15 protein-coding genes and 1 other annotated feature are annotated in these 18,839 nt (G+C 43.8%); of the genes, 5 read left to right on the top strand and 10 right to left on the bottom strand.

The window, feature by feature from the left end; genetic code table 11:
* The 7 genes from ACR1R9_RS27725 to ACR1R9_RS27695 all read right to left on the bottom strand — a co-directional run bounded on the left by ACR1R9_RS27725 (position 1) and on the right by ACR1R9_RS27695 (position 9,581).
* Positions 1-1,038: a DUF262 domain-containing protein gene (locus ACR1R9_RS27725; protein WP_433922254.1), complete on the bottom strand. Its 1,038-nt coding sequence runs from the start codon at positions 1,036-1,038 to the stop codon at positions 1-3.
* 42 nt (positions 1,039-1,080) lie between these two features.
* A complete protein-coding gene (locus tag ACR1R9_RS27720; RefSeq protein ID WP_433922255.1) occupies positions 1,081-2,130 on the bottom strand; it encodes a DNA cytosine methyltransferase in 1,050 nt (349 codons plus the stop codon).
* Positions 2,131-2,579: 449 nt separating this feature from the next.
* Entirely contained in the window at positions 2,580-4,274 is a 1,695-nt protein-coding gene (locus ACR1R9_RS27715) for a diguanylate cyclase (protein ID WP_433922256.1), read from the bottom strand.
* A 331-nt stretch (positions 4,275-4,605) separates the two neighbouring features.
* Positions 4,606-5,376: an AAC(3) family N-acetyltransferase gene (locus ACR1R9_RS27710; RefSeq protein ID WP_433923788.1), complete on the bottom strand. Its 771-nt coding sequence runs from the start codon at positions 5,374-5,376 to the stop codon at positions 4,606-4,608.
* 193 nt (positions 5,377-5,569) lie between these two features.
* Positions 5,570-6,994, bottom strand: coding sequence for an L-arabinose isomerase (gene araA, locus ACR1R9_RS27705; RefSeq protein ID WP_269054707.1), 1,425 nt, complete (start codon positions 6,992-6,994; stop codon positions 5,570-5,572).
* Between the two features lie 271 nt (positions 6,995-7,265).
* Complete coding sequence (locus ACR1R9_RS27700; protein WP_076287227.1) at positions 7,266-7,961, bottom strand: L-ribulose-5-phosphate 4-epimerase; 696 nt, start codon at positions 7,959-7,961, stop codon at positions 7,266-7,268.
* 3 nt (positions 7,962-7,964) lie between these two features.
* Entirely contained in the window at positions 7,965-9,581 is a 1,617-nt protein-coding gene (locus ACR1R9_RS27695; protein ID WP_433922257.1) for a xylulokinase, read from the bottom strand.
* Between the two features lie 395 nt (positions 9,582-9,976).
* On the opposite strand from ACR1R9_RS27695, the gene ACR1R9_RS27690 reads away from it, so the two are divergent.
* The gene (locus ACR1R9_RS27690; RefSeq protein ID WP_099857794.1) at positions 9,977-11,068 is read left to right on the top strand and encodes a GntR family transcriptional regulator; all 1,092 of its coding nucleotides are present in this window, start codon (positions 9,977-9,979) and stop codon (positions 11,066-11,068) included.
* Positions 11,069-11,165: 97 nt separating this feature from the next.
* Here the strand turns inward: ACR1R9_RS27690 and ACR1R9_RS27685 are convergent, their stop codons facing one another.
* Both ACR1R9_RS27685 and ACR1R9_RS27680 read right to left on the bottom strand, forming a co-directional pair.
* Entirely contained in the window at positions 11,166-11,927 is a 762-nt protein-coding gene (locus ACR1R9_RS27685) for a leucine-rich repeat domain-containing protein (protein ID WP_326066657.1), read from the bottom strand.
* A 142-nt stretch (positions 11,928-12,069) separates the two neighbouring features.
* A complete protein-coding gene (locus ACR1R9_RS27680; RefSeq protein ID WP_433922258.1) occupies positions 12,070-12,879 on the bottom strand; it encodes a GNAT family N-acetyltransferase in 810 nt (269 codons plus the stop codon).
* A 45-nt stretch (positions 12,880-12,924) separates the two neighbouring features.
* Positions 12,925-13,161 (bottom strand) — a binding site (T-box leader).
* Between the two features lie 294 nt (positions 13,162-13,455).
* On the opposite strand from ACR1R9_RS27680, the gene ACR1R9_RS27675 reads away from it, so the two are divergent.
* The 4 genes from ACR1R9_RS27675 to ACR1R9_RS27660 are packed head-to-tail and all read left to right on the top strand — an operon-like array spanning position 13,456 to position 17,417.
* Positions 13,456-14,541, top strand: coding sequence for an iron-siderophore ABC transporter substrate-binding protein (locus ACR1R9_RS27675; protein WP_076287223.1), 1,086 nt, complete (start codon positions 13,456-13,458; stop codon positions 14,539-14,541).
* Positions 14,534-15,574, top strand: a complete 1,041-nt coding sequence (locus tag ACR1R9_RS27670; protein ID WP_076287222.1) for a FecCD family ABC transporter permease — start codon at positions 14,534-14,536, stop codon at positions 15,572-15,574. The genes ACR1R9_RS27675 and ACR1R9_RS27670 overlap by 8 nt, the downstream gene beginning before the upstream one ends.
* Positions 15,571-16,602 (top strand): FecCD family ABC transporter permease, encoded by a 1,032-nt coding sequence (locus tag ACR1R9_RS27665; RefSeq protein ID WP_433922259.1) that lies wholly within the window; start codon positions 15,571-15,573, stop codon positions 16,600-16,602. Before ACR1R9_RS27670 ends, ACR1R9_RS27665 begins: the two co-directional genes overlap by 4 nt.
* Positions 16,602-17,417 (top strand): ABC transporter ATP-binding protein, encoded by an 816-nt coding sequence (locus tag ACR1R9_RS27660; RefSeq protein ID WP_076287220.1) that lies wholly within the window; start codon positions 16,602-16,604, stop codon positions 17,415-17,417. The genes ACR1R9_RS27665 and ACR1R9_RS27660 overlap by 1 nt, the downstream gene beginning before the upstream one ends.
* Before the next feature lie 121 nt (positions 17,418-17,538).
* On the opposite strand, the gene ACR1R9_RS27655 is transcribed toward ACR1R9_RS27660, so the two are convergent.
* Positions 17,539-18,246, bottom strand: a complete 708-nt coding sequence (locus tag ACR1R9_RS27655; RefSeq protein WP_433922260.1) for an ATP-binding protein — start codon at positions 18,244-18,246, stop codon at positions 17,539-17,541.
* Positions 18,247-18,839: the final 593 nt, after the last annotated feature.

Here is an 18,839-nt window from a genome sequence, read left to right as displayed (position 1 = left end):
CTATCCCTCACCTAGTAGCTTGTCTCGAACAAATTCAATTCTCTTTTTCACTCTAGTTTTTGAATTACTACCGTCTGATGTAGTAAGTTTTTTAAAATCATCACTATTAAGCCAGACCTCTACATCTCTGGGCTTCAAATCCTTATTGATTCTTAAAGCTAAATTTATCCCAACAGATAACGCCTCAAAACGAACTCTAGGTGTGCTTTTGGCTGATTTGTTCTTTCTAAAGCCATAAGGAAAGTACTTCTCTGCAAAATTAAGCATTCTTGTATACTCTTCCTCCATTAGGCCAGCATCAAATTTATCTTTCTCATTTTCAATGTATTCATCAATGAAACTCTGGACTCCATGCTTAAAGTTAACATAATTGTTTGAATAAGCAAAAAATCTTAAAATAAGCTCTATGTTTTCTTGTCTCTTCAAGAGTTTATCAGAAATCGGAGCAATTTCGAGAAGTTTAGGTCTTTCAGAGAGCTTAATAATAAAATCTAAGAATTCTCCTCCATAGGAACCTTTTCTTACTTCTGAATCGCTTGCTTTTAATGATGATGTATTTAACCTATTAAACAACTCTTTACGAATATCTTCACTTGTGTTTGATCTTAAAACTATTACTCTTAATGATTTTGAGTTCAGTTTTCTTTGCTGAGCAGGTGGTAAATCCTGAAAGTAAAAACCATTAATTAGACTTAGTTTTTTTAACCCCTGTAATTGTAACTCGTTGTTAAGAAATGCTGATAGAGTGCTTATTCTTTGAACGCCGTCTACTATTTCAAGTTCTCCAGTTTCAGTATCTGACAGAAAAATTAGGGGTATGGGTAATCCAAGTAACAAAGATTCTATAAGACGGACCTTGTAGTCATCGCCCCAGACAAATTCCCTTTGATATTCGGGAACAAAATACTCCCCCTCATCAAAATTTTCTACAATAAAAGCTATAGGAAAGTCTCTTATATCATAATCAACTCTAGATTGTTGCTCTAGTATTTGTTTTTCTGCTTTTTTTATATCCGAAGCTGTTATATTTTCATTCATATTTTCACACCCTTTTAATTTTAGATATCTAATAAGAACAAATTATAGATCATTAATCATCAAATGGTTTTTTATCGATATTCCTATAGCTTCACCTAGTTTAACAGGAACTGCATTACCAATCTGTACACCAAGTTCTCTAGTAGAAATTGTTGTTTCTGGTGGAATAAACGAATAGTCCTTTGGAAAAGTTTGTAATAGCGCTCCTTCTCTGTATGAGATTGCCCTATTTTGTTCTGGATGACCGAACCTCCCATTTCCATAGCCATAAAACTTTGTGGTTATCGTGGGTGCAGGTTTATCCCATTCCATTCTTCCATATACTGATTGATAAGTTTTGCCAGAGTTTTTCTTATGACAGGCTAATATCAATCTCTCCTCCCAATCCTTCCACGTACCACCGGGAACAGATTGTTTTATTCGCTCCAAATTTACATTGCTTAATTTAACACTTTTGTGTAGCTGATCTTCTTTATCAGTTTCCCCGCTGTTAATGGGAGTTAGTGAGCTAATTGTATCTCTGACTGTTATATAGTTAGCTTTATTATATAGCGGATCAATAAACTTTATATCACTCAGGCGTGAAGCCAACAATACTAATCTTTTTCTATTTTGTGGAACTCCATAATCTGGAGCATAGACGATTTTCCAATCAACGAAATATCCATTTAATTCAAGAGTGTTAATAAAATCCAAAAAAACTTTTTCTTTGGCTAATTGAGGAACATTTTCCATTGAAACTATCTCTGGTTTTACATTTTCGACCAATTGACCGAAATAATCTAGTAAATCCATTTTGCTTATTGTATTTTTATTATTCTTGTAACGAAAACTATATGATGAAAATGGTTGACAAGGAGCACAACCTATCAGTACTCTAATGTCAGTTTTTTCGGGGTATAATGATTTTATTTCGTCACTACTTATATCTTTTATATCTTTATTAATAAAAACTGACTTATTATTTGTCTCATATGCGTAACGGCAAGATTCTTCAATGTCGTAACCAGCAACTACATCTATTCCAGATTGCTGAATTCCAAAAGTCAGTCCCCCCACCCCACAAAATAAATCCACAGCTGCAATACTCAAGGTTATGGCCTCCCATCCTAATATTTTCTTTTCTAATTTATAGTGTTTGCACTTATATTTAGAGGTAAAAGATCTATAAAAATCAAGTCAAGCTATATTATATTTTAGCATCGATAAAGAGAACTAACTATAGTGATATTCCTTATATATGTTACCAATGAATTATTATTTATCTATTCACTACTCTTATAACATTTATACTACGGCATTTTATATAGTATCTAATTACTTAAGCCACACCGCAAAGGAGAGCCCTCTATCAAATTAATTCTTGTGGAATGAGCCTCGCTCGTTATAAAACTTTGACTCATATATTTCAAAACAATTTATTGTAAACGAATCATAAAATATTAAAAGTAAAACAGCTTAATAATATTCATTTTAAACTGTGGTTGATTTCAATGGGCCTGAATATATCCTTAAACTTTGAATCCCTCCCACTTTCATTCTCAAACAACTCCCCGCTCAAACGCCGCAAACTCAATCCGATTACGCCCATTCTGCTTCGCCTGATACAACGCCTTATCCACCGCAGCGAACAGTTGAGTCAAATACCCTTCTGGATTTTCCGGTACTTGATCAACTTCAAAATCCTCAATGGACAGAATTCCTATGCTAATCGTAATAGAAACCTGTTCGATCTCATGATCCACCACAATGAGGTTCGTCTCCACCGCTAATCTCACACGTTCCGCAATTTGTTGGGCTAACTCGCGCTCAGTGTGTGGAAGGTAGATCATGAATTCCTCCCCGCCATATCGCGTTAGAATATCGGTGCTCCGAATGGATTCCTTCACAGCCTGAGCCGTGCGATGCAGCACTTCATCCCCGATGACATGTCCGTAGCGATCATTGATCGCTTTGAAGTAGTCAATATCCAGCAGTATGAGTGAAAACGGCGTTTTATATTGAATGTTGGTGATAACCTCGTGATTCAGATGTTGGGTCAGATAACGACGGTTGTAGCAGTTCGTCAGACTGTCCGTCAGGGCGAGTTCTTCCAGCTTGCGATTGGCCTCTGACAACTCCAGACGAATGCGATCCAGGGCATGATTACGCTCCTGAAGCGTCTCGTTCTGCCGATTCATTTCTTTAACATAGAAGCGCTCTTGAGAGACATCCTGGAACGTAAGGATATGTCCAATAGGCGCGCGAGCAGCATCAACAATGGGAGACGCTTGGAGGATATAATGACGGATGTCATCCCGCCCCACGAGTACTTCAATTTGAGACAAGGTATTGTCCTTTTGCTTATACTCGTCCAGAAACTTCTGGCGGCTGCCCTCTACACGAACAGAACCCAGAAATGCCTCCATATCAAAAGAATCCCCCACATGCAGATCCATGAAGGATCTGGAGGCTTTGTTCAATTCAATAATCATCTCATTCTCATCCAGTACAAGGATGCCGTAAGGAATGGTATTGATCACATCCTCATGGGCGATGGAAACCAGATCGAACACATTGTACCTTTTAATGACATAGACGAAGAAAAGGTCGGACACGAAAATCCCCAGCGAAGTCAGTCCGGGAATAATGAACGGTAAATACGCTCTTAGAACCACATTAAGCAGAGCGTCGATTGTTGCAAAAGCAGCCAGCACGAATATGCCCCAGAGCGTAACTTTCACCTGATTTTTAATCATGGAGGACGTTCGAGAAGAATAAAGTGCCCGGAACAAAATAAAGAGGGACGTTACAAAGTAACTCACGAGTATAGCCATGACAACCCAGAACCAGTGTCCATATTCCCGCTCGATATAACCGCCTTCCAGCGGAGTTACAAACCAGCCCCACGGGTTCAGGATCACGCCAACCGCTCCAATAACCGCAGGGATGAACAATAGGAAGGATTTTTTTTGGCCTAATCGCTCCGCTTCACCCGTAATGAAGATCGTAAGCAGCAGCCAACCGCTCCCGAGTAAAGAAACGGCGACAAAAGATAACGTAACATAGAACAACTGCAAGCCAGGGTCCTTCGTCAACGTACTCGCAAATTGACAGAATGGCCAGAGCATCATCAACCCATGAAACAAAAAGTAAACCTTATGTAAGTTCGTAATTCTAACCGTTGCAAAAACATATACGTATACACCAAACAATAGGACGAATAGAAAGAGATCATACCATACTAATGGGCTCACGAATCTTCTCCTTTTTGCATGCGACAACGAAGATAGTATTGAACTGGGTTATTCCTTAACGCTATGTGAACCTTCGATAAACCTATAAAAGATATTTCTATATTATTGCTATTGGTTAATTTAACCACATCTTATCACACCGCTAATGGGGTGAGTAGCCCATACAATGGCAAACCAACCAACCTCTGATTGAATTTTGCGCAATTTTTGCGTTTTTGTGAATGAAATTGAACGTTTAGATGTAAACCGGGGGGAAAGAAGACCTTGTTAGCTGTCGTAAGAAGCAAGTAGGTACATATGTAGAGCCCTCCGTCACCGGACGGCCCTCTCCTCATTCGTATACAGTAGCCAAAGGCAAATTGTCTGAGAACAAATCCGGATTATCTTGGAGCATGCCCGTGATCACTTCCGTCAACAAAGCCGCATCACACACTCTGACAATCGCATCGCCAAGCTGTCCCTTATGCATCGCACCTTTACGTTCAAGAACGTCATCCACTTTCCAAAAATGCTCCGACCACGATAATCCGCAATGTCTCCGGGAAGGCACCGAAATTTCGGTTCCATCGGGTAAAACCGTACGTAACATCTCAGGCTCATCCGTTAATCTGCCCGGGATGTCGACCCATTCTTCGATACCATGGATAAACGTATTCCGTTTCAGATCAACGCCGACCAAAAGGATGGTTGCCTTCCGATCGAGCAGCTTCCCCCAGGCCGAGCCTCTAGCACAAGGTGTATCGAAAAGATGATCGTCCTTCGTAAATGCTTCGGCGTCGCGTCCCAGAGCAGCTACCGAATGTGTAGGGTGCCAAGAACGTACTACTTCAGGTCGTTTGCGAAATAGCTCAGGCAGAATACCGACACAGCATGGTGAGGATTCCACGTGGAACATCGGATTGTCCGCATTGATCGTGGACCATGTATGCGTTGGCAATACCAGCAGTCCGTCCTTCATATACTCGGTGAATGCATCCAACACCGTATCTGCACCGCCTTCGACTTCGCCCATGCTTTTCATGGAAGAGTGAACGAGCAGCGTCCCTTGGTCGTCAATACCGAGCTGACGCAGTTGGTGGAGCAAACTTTCTTGGGTATGTATCATGAATAGATAACCTCCTTTGGGCTATTATAGCAAAATAGAGCGTAGACGACGGTACTAACGTTATCCTTTGTATTGGAGAGAGCACGAGACCCGTTTCAGGCCATACACCATGCTCCTCACGGCAAGACAAAGGGCCGGGGAACCCCCCGGCCATAAGGAAAGAATTTGTATAAGTTCATGAATAACAAAACTATTTAATCACAACGTACTCCAGGTTCACCAATTTCGCATAAGTCACGATTTGATCCGTAGTCAGATTCAAAGATACTACGGTATGGTGACCGCCGCCATTCTCGATCCAAGCTCTAACCCCATCCTGGAAGTTAGGCTTCACGTTCCACAATACACGTGCTACAGGCAGATTAGGCGCTGGAACTGTCGGTTCAAATGCAGATACTTCGTTGATCAACAATTTGTAATGTGTTCCGAAGTCTGCCATGGAAACCACGACGCCTTCTCCTGCTTTGCCATCGAATACGAGACGCGCAGGATCTTCACGATCGCCAATACCCAGTGGGGACACGATGATTTTAGGTTTATTGCTGGCGAGTGTCGGGTCTACTTCAAGCATATGGGATTGAAGGATAGCCTCTTGACCAGCTGCCATCTCGTACGTGTAATCCTCCATGAAGCCCGTGTTTTCGTTATGGGCCATGACTTTGAGCAAGCGGTCGAGTGCAGCCGTTTTCCAGTCACCCTCTCCAGCAAAGCCGTACCCTTGAGCCATCAAGCGTTGAACAGCCAGACCCGGAAGTTGCTTCATGCCATGCAGATCTTCGAAGTTAGTGGTGAAGGCACTGTATCCACCCTCGTCCAGAAAACGTTTGATCGCAATTTCATAACTTGCTTGTACACGTACGCTAGCTTCCCAAGCTTCTTTGCTGTTCGTGCCATAATCGAATTCATACAGGTCTGCGTACTGAGCGATCAAATCATCGATTTCTTGCTCCGTTACGGCATTCACGTATTGCACGAGGTCGCCGATACCGAAATAATCGACAGTCCATCCGAATTGGATCTGTGCTTCTACTTTATCGCCTTCGGTTACGCCCACATTGCGCATGTTATCACCGAAGCGAGCAACTTTGATGTTAAAGCTTTCATTATAAGCTACCGCTACGTCCATCCAGTCAGCAACCTGCTGTTGCACTTCTGGGCGTTCCCAGTAACCAACAACGATTTTATTTTGTTTTCTCAGACGTGCATTGATGAAGCCATATTCGCGATCACCGTGAGCCGCTTGGTTCAGGTTCATGAAGTCCATGTCGATTGTCGCCCATGGAATGCTTTCATTGAATTGTGTCGCGAGATGAAGCAACGGTTTTTGCAGCAATTTCGTACCCCGAATCCACATTTTTGCAGGCGAGAACGTATGCATCCAGGTGATTACACCCGCCACTTCGTCGCGATAGTTCACTTCTTTCATAATGCTAGTGATTTTATCTGCGCTTACGGCCAAATCCTGCAATACGAGCGGGTATGGCAGAACGCCACTTGCATTAAGGGCATCCGTAATTTTCTGTGCGTTGGCTTTAACCTCACCCAGCGCTTCTTCCCCGTACAGATGCTGCGAACCTACGACGAACCAAAACTGTTTAGCTGCTGTTGCTGACATGTAATCATCCTCATTTCATTTTTATAGTTGAACAAATGGGTTACACTTACCACTCCGATTGCAGTACCATCTTCCGATCGCTGGTTATCCCCGGATTTCTTTGATCAATTTTAATAAGGATGATATCCGGTTATAAAGGCGAGCGCTTCGCTTCTACAGATTGGTACTGCACTCTCCGTTATCGTGTAAAAGTTTTATACAACTTCATTGGAAGTAGTAACAAACAACTTATTCGCTTGAATTATTATCAACCGATCGCTACATAACCAAATTACTTCTGTCCGTAATAGGCGTCTTTTCCGTGTTTCCGCAAATAATGTTTATCCAAAATGCCTTGCGGCAGTTCTTTTGCAAAGTTATTCAATTGCCGCGCATACAGGTTCATTTTGCACACTTCCTCCAGCACGACGCTGTTCACAACCGCCGACTTGGCGTCTTTCCCCCATGTAAACGGTGCATGTCCATGAAGCAGAACTGCCGGGATTGCCATCACATCCAGCCCGCGCTGTTCAAATGTTTCAATAATGAGGCGGCCCGTCTCCGCTTCGTATCCGCGATCAACTTCATCCTGGTTCAAGAAACGGGCACAAGGTACGGCACCATAGAAGGTGTCAGCATGCGTCGTCCCCATCACGGGTACGTCCAGACCAGCTTGCGCCCAGATGGTCGCCCAAGTGGAATGAGTATGCACAATACCACCGATTTCCGGGTAATGTTTGTATAGCACAGCATGTGTCGCGGTATCAGAAGAAGGTCTCATTTCGCCCTCCACCACATTGCCGTCCAGATCCACCACAACCATGTCGCTTGGCTTCATCTTGTCATAGCTGACACCGCTCGGTTTGATGACAAACAGGCCACTATCCCGATCCATTGCGCTGACATTACCCCATGTGAACTTCACGAGTCCGTGCTTCGGCAGCTCCAGATTCGCCTCATAGACCTCTTCTTTCAGTTGTTCTAACATGTGTTAGTCCCTCCCGTTCTCTACCAGATGATCTACCGCCGCCTGCTCAATCGCGAGGCCCTTCCGGTAGCGTTCGATAAATGCTTCAAACCCTTTGACATCCGATGCATCCGGCGAAACTTCCTCACCCTGGACATCGCTGAAGACCTTCTGCTCTAGGAACACATCCAGACTCTCCTGCTGATCTTTGTTGATCATGTACGAGGCCAGAAGCGCCATACCCCATGCGCCGCCTTCACCCGCTGTAGACATGACTGACACCGGCACGTTCATCGCTGCGGCTACAATCCGCTGACCGACGACAGGGGTCTTGAACAGACCACCATGAGCCAAAATGCTGTCAATCGCCACATGCTCGTTCTTCGTCAAAATGTCCATGCCGAGCTTGAGTGCACCAAACGCGGTGAACAGATGCGTGCGCATGAAGTTCGCCAGATTGAAGTTGCTTTCCGGGGAGCGGACGAACAATGGACGGCCTTTATCGATGCCGGTAATGTTTTCACCCGAGTAATAACCGTAGCTCAGCAAACCGCCACCATCCGGGTCAGCTTCCAACGCCTTATTGAACATCACGCTGAACAATTTACCGGTGTCGACTTCGTATCCCATAGCCTCGGAAAATTCACGGAACAATCCAAGCCAGGCATTAATATCGCTGGAGCAGTTATTGGCATGCACCATGCCTACCGGACTGCCGTCTGGTGTCGTAACCATATCGATCTCGGGATACACTTTGGATAATTCCTTCTCCAAGACGATCATTGCGAAAACGGACGTGCCGACGGAGATGTTGCCCGTACGCTTCCTCACGCTATTCGTTGCTACCATGCCCGTTCCGGCATCGCCTTCTGGCGGACAGAGCGGAATGCCTGACTGCAAATCATTCGAAGGGTCGAGTAGCTTAGCTCCCGCTTCGGTTAACTCACCAGCATTCTCACCAGCGAGATAAACCTTGGGAAGAAGGTCCTCGACCTTCCACGGATAACCTTTACTTGCGATCAGTTCATCGAACTGCTTGATCATGGATGGGTGATAGTTATGCGTAGACTCGTCGATTGGGAAAATGCCCGAAGCATCGCCGATACCGATGGCTTTATTGCCCGTCAGCAGCAAGTGTATGTAACCAGCCAGAGTTGTCAGGTGATCGATGCGAGGTACATGGGTCTCTTCGTTCAAGATCGCTTGGTACAAATGAGCGATGCTCCACCGTTCCGGTATATTGAACTGTAGAAGATCCGTCAGCTCCCTCGCAGCCTTCCCGGTGGTCGCGTTACGCCACGTCCGGAACGGTACCAGCAGTTCTCCCGCGCTATCCAAAGCGATATATCCATGCATCATGGCGGAGAATCCGATGGAACCTACCGTTTGCAACGTGATTCCGTATTTCCGCTCTACGTCTTGCTTCATCTCACGATACGCAGTCTGAAGACCTGTGATAATATCCTCTTGGTCGTACGTCCAATATCCGCCTTTCAGGAGGTTCTCCCATTCATAACTACCTGACGCGATGGTCTCAAAACGTTCGTCAATCAACACCGCCTTGATCCGTGTCGAACCAAATTCGATGCCTAGTGAAGTGGCTCCCTTGCTAATCGCTTCTTTCATATCCACATGACTCATGATCACGTAGTCCCCTCTCTGACCACAGTAGGTAAAAGTAAAAATATAATTGCCTTAAAGATGATTGAATTGGATTCATATTTCGGTTCATTGAAAAGAATGCGCTTTCCTTTTCTGACAGCCTTAGTATATTTTTTGTACGTACATTTGTCAATAATATATAATAGTTATACTTACATTAGTTAAGATATAACGTCTAAATGATCTCATTTCTGTGCTTAAAAGGTTATTTTGTAGGGTACACATTTCTGTTTAAGGATGGGAATTGTACGGTTTATTTTGTAAAACTGGCTGTTACATAGCCATTCCATTCGAATCATGATAAAATATGTACGTACAACTATGAATATGACGATGTTTTTTATAGATAAGTAACGATGAAAGAAGTGGACTGCGTGAAGCCAAAGTATCAGGTCATCATTGACGATATCAAAAGCAATATCCTATCGGGAACCTATAGCGTAGGCGAACAAATCCCTACCGAATCCGCACTTCAGGACAGTTACAACGTGAGCCGCCAGACGGTGCGAAAGGCCATTTTGGAGCTATCAAACGAGGGCTTTTTGAGAAGTGAGAAGGGTTCCGGCACCTATGTAAGCAATCTGTATCGATCCAGAACCGGTGGGAACACGATGAAAAAAACAATCGGCGTCATCACGACGTACATCTCCGATTACATTTTCCCCTCCATCATCCGCGGCATTGAAGGCCGATTAAATGAAGACAATTATTCGTTGCTGTTAGCCAGCACCAACAACGACGTTGCACAAGAGAAAAAAGCGCTAGAGATGATGCTCTCTTACGGTGTGGATGGCCTGATCGTCGAACCGACCAAGAGTAATCTGTACAACCCCAACATAGCGTACTACCTTTCCTTTAAAGAGCAGGATGTACCGTTTACAATGATTAATGCCTTTTATGAAGAGCTGGAGGTGCCTTTCTTCTGTCTGGATGACGTGCAGTCCAGCTACCTAGCTACTCGGGAACTGATCGCCAAGGGACATAGCCAGATCGGCATTATCGCGAAAATGGATGATTTACAAGGGAAATATCGGATGAAGGGATATATCAAAGCGCTGGGCGAAGCCAAGTTGCGGTTTCATCCCGAGCAAGTGCTTTCGTTCGATACGGCATCGAAGCCGGACCTCTCCACCAATTTGGAGGTGTTCCTGGAGGAAAACAGAGATGCGCTAACATCCCTTGTCTGTTACAACGATGAGGTGGGGCTAGAAGTCGTACATGCATGTAGAAAGCTGGGCATTTCCATTCCAGACGAGTTATCCATTATCGGCCAGGATAATTCTTATATCGCCAAGAACGCCAACATCAAACTCACGACGTTAACTCATCCCCAAGAGCAAATGGGCCGTGACGCTGCGGATTGGGTCATCAAGAAACTACAAGGCAAAAAGGATCTGCCCACCAACACCTACTACCAGCCCGTGCTGGTTGAGGGTGAAACAGTAAAAGAAATTGTGCTGGAATAGTATTGGGACTAAGCATGAAAAAAGGGCCGTTGAATTGTTCAACGGCCTCTATCCATATATAAGTGATTAAATTACTCCCACCGAGGAGAAACCGAATCTACTTCGTTTCAGCTTCATTTTCATATTCCAAACTTACAATGACACCTTTCTTCTCCAGTTTTTTTATAACCTGCTCCGCCTGTTCATTCAACGGATTGCCGGCCAACGATACCTCTATTAAATGGGGTATGGTGTCGAGCACTGCAATATCTTGAATGAGGTTATCCTCCACATAAAGATACTCCAATGTCGGATGGTTCTTTAACGGACTTAAATCCTGAATTTTATTTCCATCCATAATGATCCACTCTAGATTTATTTTCTGAAGAGGACTTATGTCTGCTACCTGATTGCCACTGGCAAGCAAACTGGTCAACTTATGTAAATTTTTCAATGGTGTTAGATTTTTAATTTGATTACCACTAATCAAGAGACTTTCTAGATTACTTAACCCGGAGAGTGGGGATAGATCTGAGATCTGATTCCCTTCAAGAACTAAGAACTCTAGTTTTTTCAACTTGCTGAGCGATGTAATATTTTTTATTTTATGACCAGGCATAATTAAATCCACTAGGTTAACGGCATGTTCAAGTCCTTGCAAATTGGAAATCTTGTTTTTGGTATCCTCGGCATATATCGATTTTAATTTCTTCAGATCGCTCGTCTTGACTTCTTTTTTAGATGATATCTTCAATGTTGCCCGAATAACTTTTGACAGAGCCACATCTTTAATAACAGGTGCAGCCGACATGGTTGTTGCCGGTAATAATATGAGAACCAAACAAAATACAATCATATTTTTTACGAATTGAGTAGGCATTTCAGTCTCCTTTAAGCATCTTAGATTATGTGTCATATGTTTATATGAAATTCCCAGAAAACTACATCTTTTACGATGGTACCTCCTTTCTACAACTTTGTCCATGATGAAGAAATTTGAACTGCTCTAAACTACTTTTCTCCTATTTGAATTTAATATCAGCCACTTGACCACTTTTAACAAAACCTATATTTTGATAAACCTTATTCGCATCAGGGTTCTTCAAATCAGCGTATAGCATCGGATCTAAACCCTCTGATATGAGGATAGAACATAATTCTGCCACAACTGCACTTGCATATCCTTTCTTACGGAAGGCAGACGGTGTATATACTGCATTAATTCTCGCATGTCTTGGAGAGCGATGTGCAATATTAGCCATGGATACAGGGTGACCATCTAGTAACCATAGATACAAATTACCTGTTTCTATAGCCGACTTTGCTGCTGAGATTTGACTAGACGGTTCTACTTTGACTCCATAAGCTGCTTCTGAGAAGCCAGCTAAAAATTCGGCCACGGTCTCCAAATGCTTTCTTGTAGCTAGGTGCAATATACCTTCTATATGAGCTGGCTTTCTTACCTCTGAACAAACGTAGGATTCCATAATCATATAAGGAACGAATTGAAGCCCATTAGCCTCTGAATATACGTTAGCAAAATGTTCAACAGTCGCCCGATCTCCTGATATACCTGGAAGCTCATTTCCCTTGAGAATTTCTAAAAGTTCTTGTAAGAGGTTGTTCTTTGGTTCAGCTGCAAGTTCTTTGGAAATCCACAACCAAGCGTTGTGTCCTTCGGTCTGGGCAAAGATCATTGTTTCATTAGATGCTTTTAGACAGGTTGAACGCTCTGACTCGCAAATACGATGGATAAGATTGTACTGAACTTCATCGGCCATAAACATATTCTGACGAAGTACTGGATCTTTTACACCAAACTTTTGCCACATACCCATTCCTCCTCGGTTCATAAAAAACACAAAAAAACCCATCCCATTAGGGACGGAGTCTATTCCGCGTTACCACCCTGATTGGTGTATGAATGAATACACCCTCTCTGCCATCGTCCAACAACGATGCTTCTATATAACGGTAGAGTACCGGGCCCGTCTACTATTATTTCGAAGGCCTGCTCTGAGGCGATTTTTGATCCGGATACCCACTGCCTCGCACCAACCGGCAGTTCTCTGAATGGCATTTCCGTATCTACTTGTCCTCTTCGTTGCATTTAATTGCAAAGTAATTAGATACACTATATTGATTAAGGGATATTATGTCAATTATTTCGAGTCGTAAAACTGCACTTTTCCATCGATATTCACTTGTTTAATGAAGAAATTGATACTTAACCGGAGGTTATCATTTACAAATTTTTCATTGACACTTCCTTTCAAATAAAGATATATTTATTGATGTTGATAATCATTCTCATATGTAAAACGTTTTATATTCATCTGCTTTGATGAGTTTTCACAGCCTGAAAGTCAGAATCAACAAATATATTACAGATTAGAAAGGGGAAACACATGAACACGAAAAGAAAGCTCTCTTTAATGACACTACTTATTTCGGTAGTGCTGATCCTAGCTCTGGTAGGTTGTGGAAGCAAGCCAGCAACTCCTGCAGCGAGTCCGGCTGCGAGTGATTCAGCAACGACCGAAACGACCGAAACACCAGCCGCTCAAGATGAGAATACCGAATATCCGATTACGATCAAGCATGCTTTGGGAGAAACCGTTATTGAGAAAAAGCCTGAACGTGTAGCTACGGTTCAATGGGCTAACCATGATGTCGTTCTCGCTCTTGGACAAGTACCTGTAGGCTTCTCGGCGGCAAACTTCGGCGTTCAAGATGATAGCGGATTGCTGCCTTGGACTGCGAAAAAACTCGAAGATCTCGGCGTAACAGACCCGAATGTTTTCAAGGACACAGACGGTCTTGATTTTGAAGCCATTTCCGATTCCAACCCGGATGTTATTCTTGCAGCTTACTCCGGTATTACTCAGGAAGATTACGATCTTCTTAGTGAGATTGCTCCAGTTGTAGCTTATCCGACTGCTCCTTGGGCAACAACATGGCGTGAACAGGTTCTCTTCAATTCCGAAGGTATGGGCATGAAAGCAGAAGGCGAGCAACTGATTAAAGACACTGAGGCTATGATTAATGAAAAAGTAAGCGCCTATCCTCAGATTAAAGACAAAAAAGTGGTTTGGGTAAACTTCTCAGCTGAAGATATGTCTAAACTGCATATTTATACACCTGTAGACTCCCGCGTCTCATTCCTGAATGAGTTGGGACTGGTTGTTCCAGAAAGCATCACTAGCCAAATTACGGACCCTAACAGCTACTCCCTAAGTCTAAGTGCTGAGAATGCTGAAGCCCTTAATGATGCGGATATCCTTGTTGGATACGGAAATGCCGAGTTGTTGCAAGCTCTTCAGGCTGATCCGCTTCTTGGTAAAATTCCAGCAGTTAAACGTGGTTCAGTAGCATTCATTGAAGCAGATACACCTTTGGTTGCTGCTGGAACGCCAAACCCACTGTCGATCTCTTATACGATCGATGATTATCTGAAACTGATCGGCGGAGCTATTGATAAATTAAATGAATAGTTCATCGATTCCGAATAACAATCAACCACGCTTGAATATCCCGAAAAATTTCGGGCTGGTTCTGGTCATCTGCTTTATCCTGCTCATCGTAAGTGTGGTAGCCTCACTGGTCCTCGGTTCTCGGCCAGTGGGGTTTCATGAACTAATCGACGGATTATTTCACCCGGAAGTAGACTCCTATGGGGCAAACATCGTGCGCAAGCGGATTTCCCGAACTGTCTTCAGTTTATTATGTGGGGTGGCACTCGGAGTATCGGGAGCAATTATGCAAGCCGTCACACGCAACCCGCTTGCTGATCCAAGTATATTGGGTGTTAACACAGGCGCATCTTTGTTTGTGGTATGCGGCATTGCGTTCCTGAACATCAGCAGCGCGGGGCAATATATATGGCTGGCTTTGGCTGGGGCTGCGATTACTGCAGTGTTTGTATTCGGAATCGGCTCTATGGGGCGTGGCGGCGCCACGCCCATTAAGCTTGTTTTGGCAGGTGCTGCTGTAAGCGCTGCTCTTTCATCTCTGGTCACCGCCATCATGATTCCCCGCTCGTATGTCATGGACCAATTCAGGTTTTGGCAAGTGGGAAGCGTCGGCTCGGCAACCTGGAGTGGGATCGGCACATTCATTCCATTTCTGATCATCGGAATTCTCATTGCGTTTATTACCGCTCCGGCACTTAACGCGTTAGCGCTGGGAGATGATGTGGCTACGGGATTGGGCGTTCGAACCGGAACACTGAGGCTTATTTCCGCCCTTGCGGGTGTACTGTTATGCGGAGCGGCTACCGCTCTGGCTGGACCTATTGGTTTTATCGGATTGTTATCCACTCACGTCATACGCCTTATTATTGGGCCTGATTTACGCTTCGTCATACCCATGTCAGCCATTGCTGGTGCGATCATTCTGACGATCTCCGATGTAGGGGGCAGACTCATTAGTAACCCTGGCGAGCTTGAAGTCGGCGTAGTGACTGCATTTATAGGTGCTCCCATACTCATTATTCTAGCTATGCGATCGAAAGTGCGTTCATTATGACCAACCATTCTATTGAATTTATTATGGCGGGAAGACGTCAAAGACGCCGCCGATGGATCCTTGTCACTAGTCTCCTTGCCGTACTGGCATGCATTCTATGCTGCGCCATGCTTTTATTAGGAAACACGATATATCCGGTGAAGGACGTCATTCAAGCCCTTTCCGGTGAAAAAATCAAGGGTGTCTCTTTTGCCGTGAGTACCATACGTCTACCCAGAATGCTGACCGGCCTTTTTGCCGGATTTGCGTTCGGTATTGCAGGTTACACGTTCCAGACCATGTTGCGGAATCCCCTTGCAAACCCCAATGTCATCGGGATCACGTCTGGTTCAAGTGCTGCTGCTGTTTTTTGCATCGTCATTCTTCATGCAAGTGGAACCGTCGTGTCCTTCGCTGCGGTAATTGCAGGCCTGGTCACCGTTCTGTTCATTTATGTACTATCAAGAGGAAAAGTATTTTCCATCGGACGATTGATCCTGATCGGTATCGGCATACAAGCGATGCTTGATGCTGTCATCTCCTATCTTCTTCTGGTTAGTTCTGAGAAGGATGTTCCCTCAGCGCTCAGATGGCTCACAGGTAGTCTTAACGGTTCACAGATGCACGAGCTTCCGCCTCTTGTGATCACCGTCATCATCTGTTCGCCGATCATCATCTTGCTGGGCAAACATCTCAGCATATTGGAGCTTGGAGAACAATCGGCATTTTCTCTGGGTGTAGACACGGACAAGACCAGAATTGCACTTATTGTAAGCTCTGTCTGTATGGTTGCGATTGCTACGGCTACCACAGGCCCGATCGCTTTTGTCTCATTCCTTTCGGGCCCTATTGCCAAAAGACTCGTCGGTGTGGGCTCCTCCAATATTATTCCGGCAGGTCTTGTTGGCGTCAACCTTGTCCTGGCATCCGATCTTATCGGACAATTTGCTTTTGAGTACAGATTCCCCGTAGGCATCATTACCGGATTACTCGGAGCGCCTTATCTGATCTTCCTGTTAATCCGAATGAATCGAAAGGGGGAACTATAATGAAAGCAACACATGTTTTTCAAGCCGAACAACTCGTCGCAGGCTATGAGAACAAAACGATTATACATGGTGTGGACCTCGTTATACCCAGTCATAAGATAAGCGTTATTATCGGATCCAACGGATGCGGTAAGTCCACGCTTCTTAAAACGATGGCCAGGCTCATCAAGCCCATATCCGGCAAGGTCACTTTAGACGGTAAGCCCCTATCCAAAATCCCACCCAAGCAGTTAGCTCGTGTGGTGGGGCTGCTACCCCAGTCTCCCATTGTCCCGGAAGGGATCTCTGTAGCAGATCTGGTCGGCAGAGGACGGTTTCCTCACCAATCCTTGTTCAGTGGCTGGACCAAAAAGGATTACGAGGCCGTTGCCGAAGCAATGACCATCATGAATATCACCGAGTTTGCCAATCATAATATTGATGAGCTCTCAGGCGGCCAACGACAACGTGTCTGGATAGCCATGGCATTAGCGCAACAAACGGACATCCTGTTTCTCGATGAGCCAACAACCTTTTTGGATATCACCTATCAAGTCGAGATTCTTGACCTGCTCACGGAGCTTAATCGGAAACACGGAACAACGATCGTCATGGTGCTTCATGACATCAACTTGTCCGCACGTTATGCAGATCATATCTTCGCACTTCATACAGGTAAGCTGGTCGCTGAAGGAGTACCCTCAGAGGTCATTACAAGCACACGGGTCAAAGACATCTTCGGCCTGGACTGCACGGTAATTGATGACCCGATTTCGGGATCTCCGATGGTTGTACCAAAAGGGCGATATCATGTGAATCATGAGGTAACTTCCTAACAGGATTTAAACCCAACAAATCTCTAACCTTAAAAGGGCAAGTTAGCGCCGTTGTCACGACTGACGCTAACTTGCCCTTCATTTATCGTAAGCTTTTAACATAAGACCCTTCATGTATCCTTTACTTCCCATCCGTAGCCAAGAAACGTACCGTAACGGTTGTTCCAACACCTTTCGTACTTTCATAATTAATTTCCCCGTCATATTTTTCTACAATATTAAAACAGATCATTAATCCTAATCCGGTTCCATTACTTTTTAATGAGTAAAACGGAGTCCCGAGTGACTTCACCTCATCCTCTGACATTCCACTTCCTTCATCAATGATTTTGATCTCGATATAATGATGATTCCTCTTGGCAATCACAGTGACGGGTTTCCCCATAGTCGAGGCTTCCAAAGCGTTTTTAATTAGATTCATCATCAGCTGCTTAAACTCGATTGGATTAATAAAAATGAAGCAATTCTCCTCTGCCTCGATATTCAGCTGATTATCAGATAACATCGCATAGGAACGAACCAGACCTGTCACGCTCTGAAGAGCATCGTTCACATCCACTTTTTCTGGTTGCTGATCTCTATTGGGCTTGGAAAGGGTTAGAAACTGAGAAGTAATCTGTTCAACGGTATTTAACTCATCAATCATTAAATTAAACTTCTTTTTGACTGAATCATCAAATGCAGGATCTTCTCTGTATAACTGCAAAAAACCTCGAACAACGGTGACTGGATTTCTAATCTCATGCGCCACAGCTGCCGTCAAATGGGCTATCATCTTTAAACGCTCCGATTGTTGTAATTGTTCATGATAGAGCTGCTGCTTTTTCATACGACTAAAGGACAAATGGAAAATGAGAAATAATAATACCTGACTCGCTATAATATTAATGAGGTTCCCCACGATGTCATGATGTACATACGAATATATTTTACCTTGATCAATCAGGATGATATAGCCAAACGTGATCACAATTAAAACTCCATTCAGAATGATGGAGAAATAAAACAATTTTAAATCAAAAAACAAAATGGCAAGTAAGGGAATCAAACAAATGAGAATGTACGTAGTCCAGGTCTCTGGATATAAGAAGAACATGGTATAGAAATAAGCAAAGCCAAACAGGATGATGATCTTTCTGAAAACATAGGTTTCATGCTTGGGGTAGATCAACAAACAAACCGCTAGAATGGCCACACAAAAAAAATGGATAACATAGCCCACTGTAATTCCGCTTAATTCTGTCGTCGATAGGATTAATCCAGATAACATAAGAGCAATGAGAGTTAACATCGAAATATAATATGTTTTTCGGTTCACCTGACTGTACAATTCTTTCATCCACTCACCACTTTAAATTAATGTCGACACCTTCGGTATGTATGTAGTCCTTTTCATTCCTATATTTAAAGGCATCCAACTGG

Origin of the sequence: Paenibacillus taichungensis (assembly GCF_050994985.1) — a bacterium.
Taxonomy (GTDB): Bacteria; Bacillota; Bacilli; order Paenibacillales; family Paenibacillaceae; genus Paenibacillus; species Paenibacillus taichungensis.
This window is presented reverse-complemented; position numbering and strand designations above follow the sequence as displayed.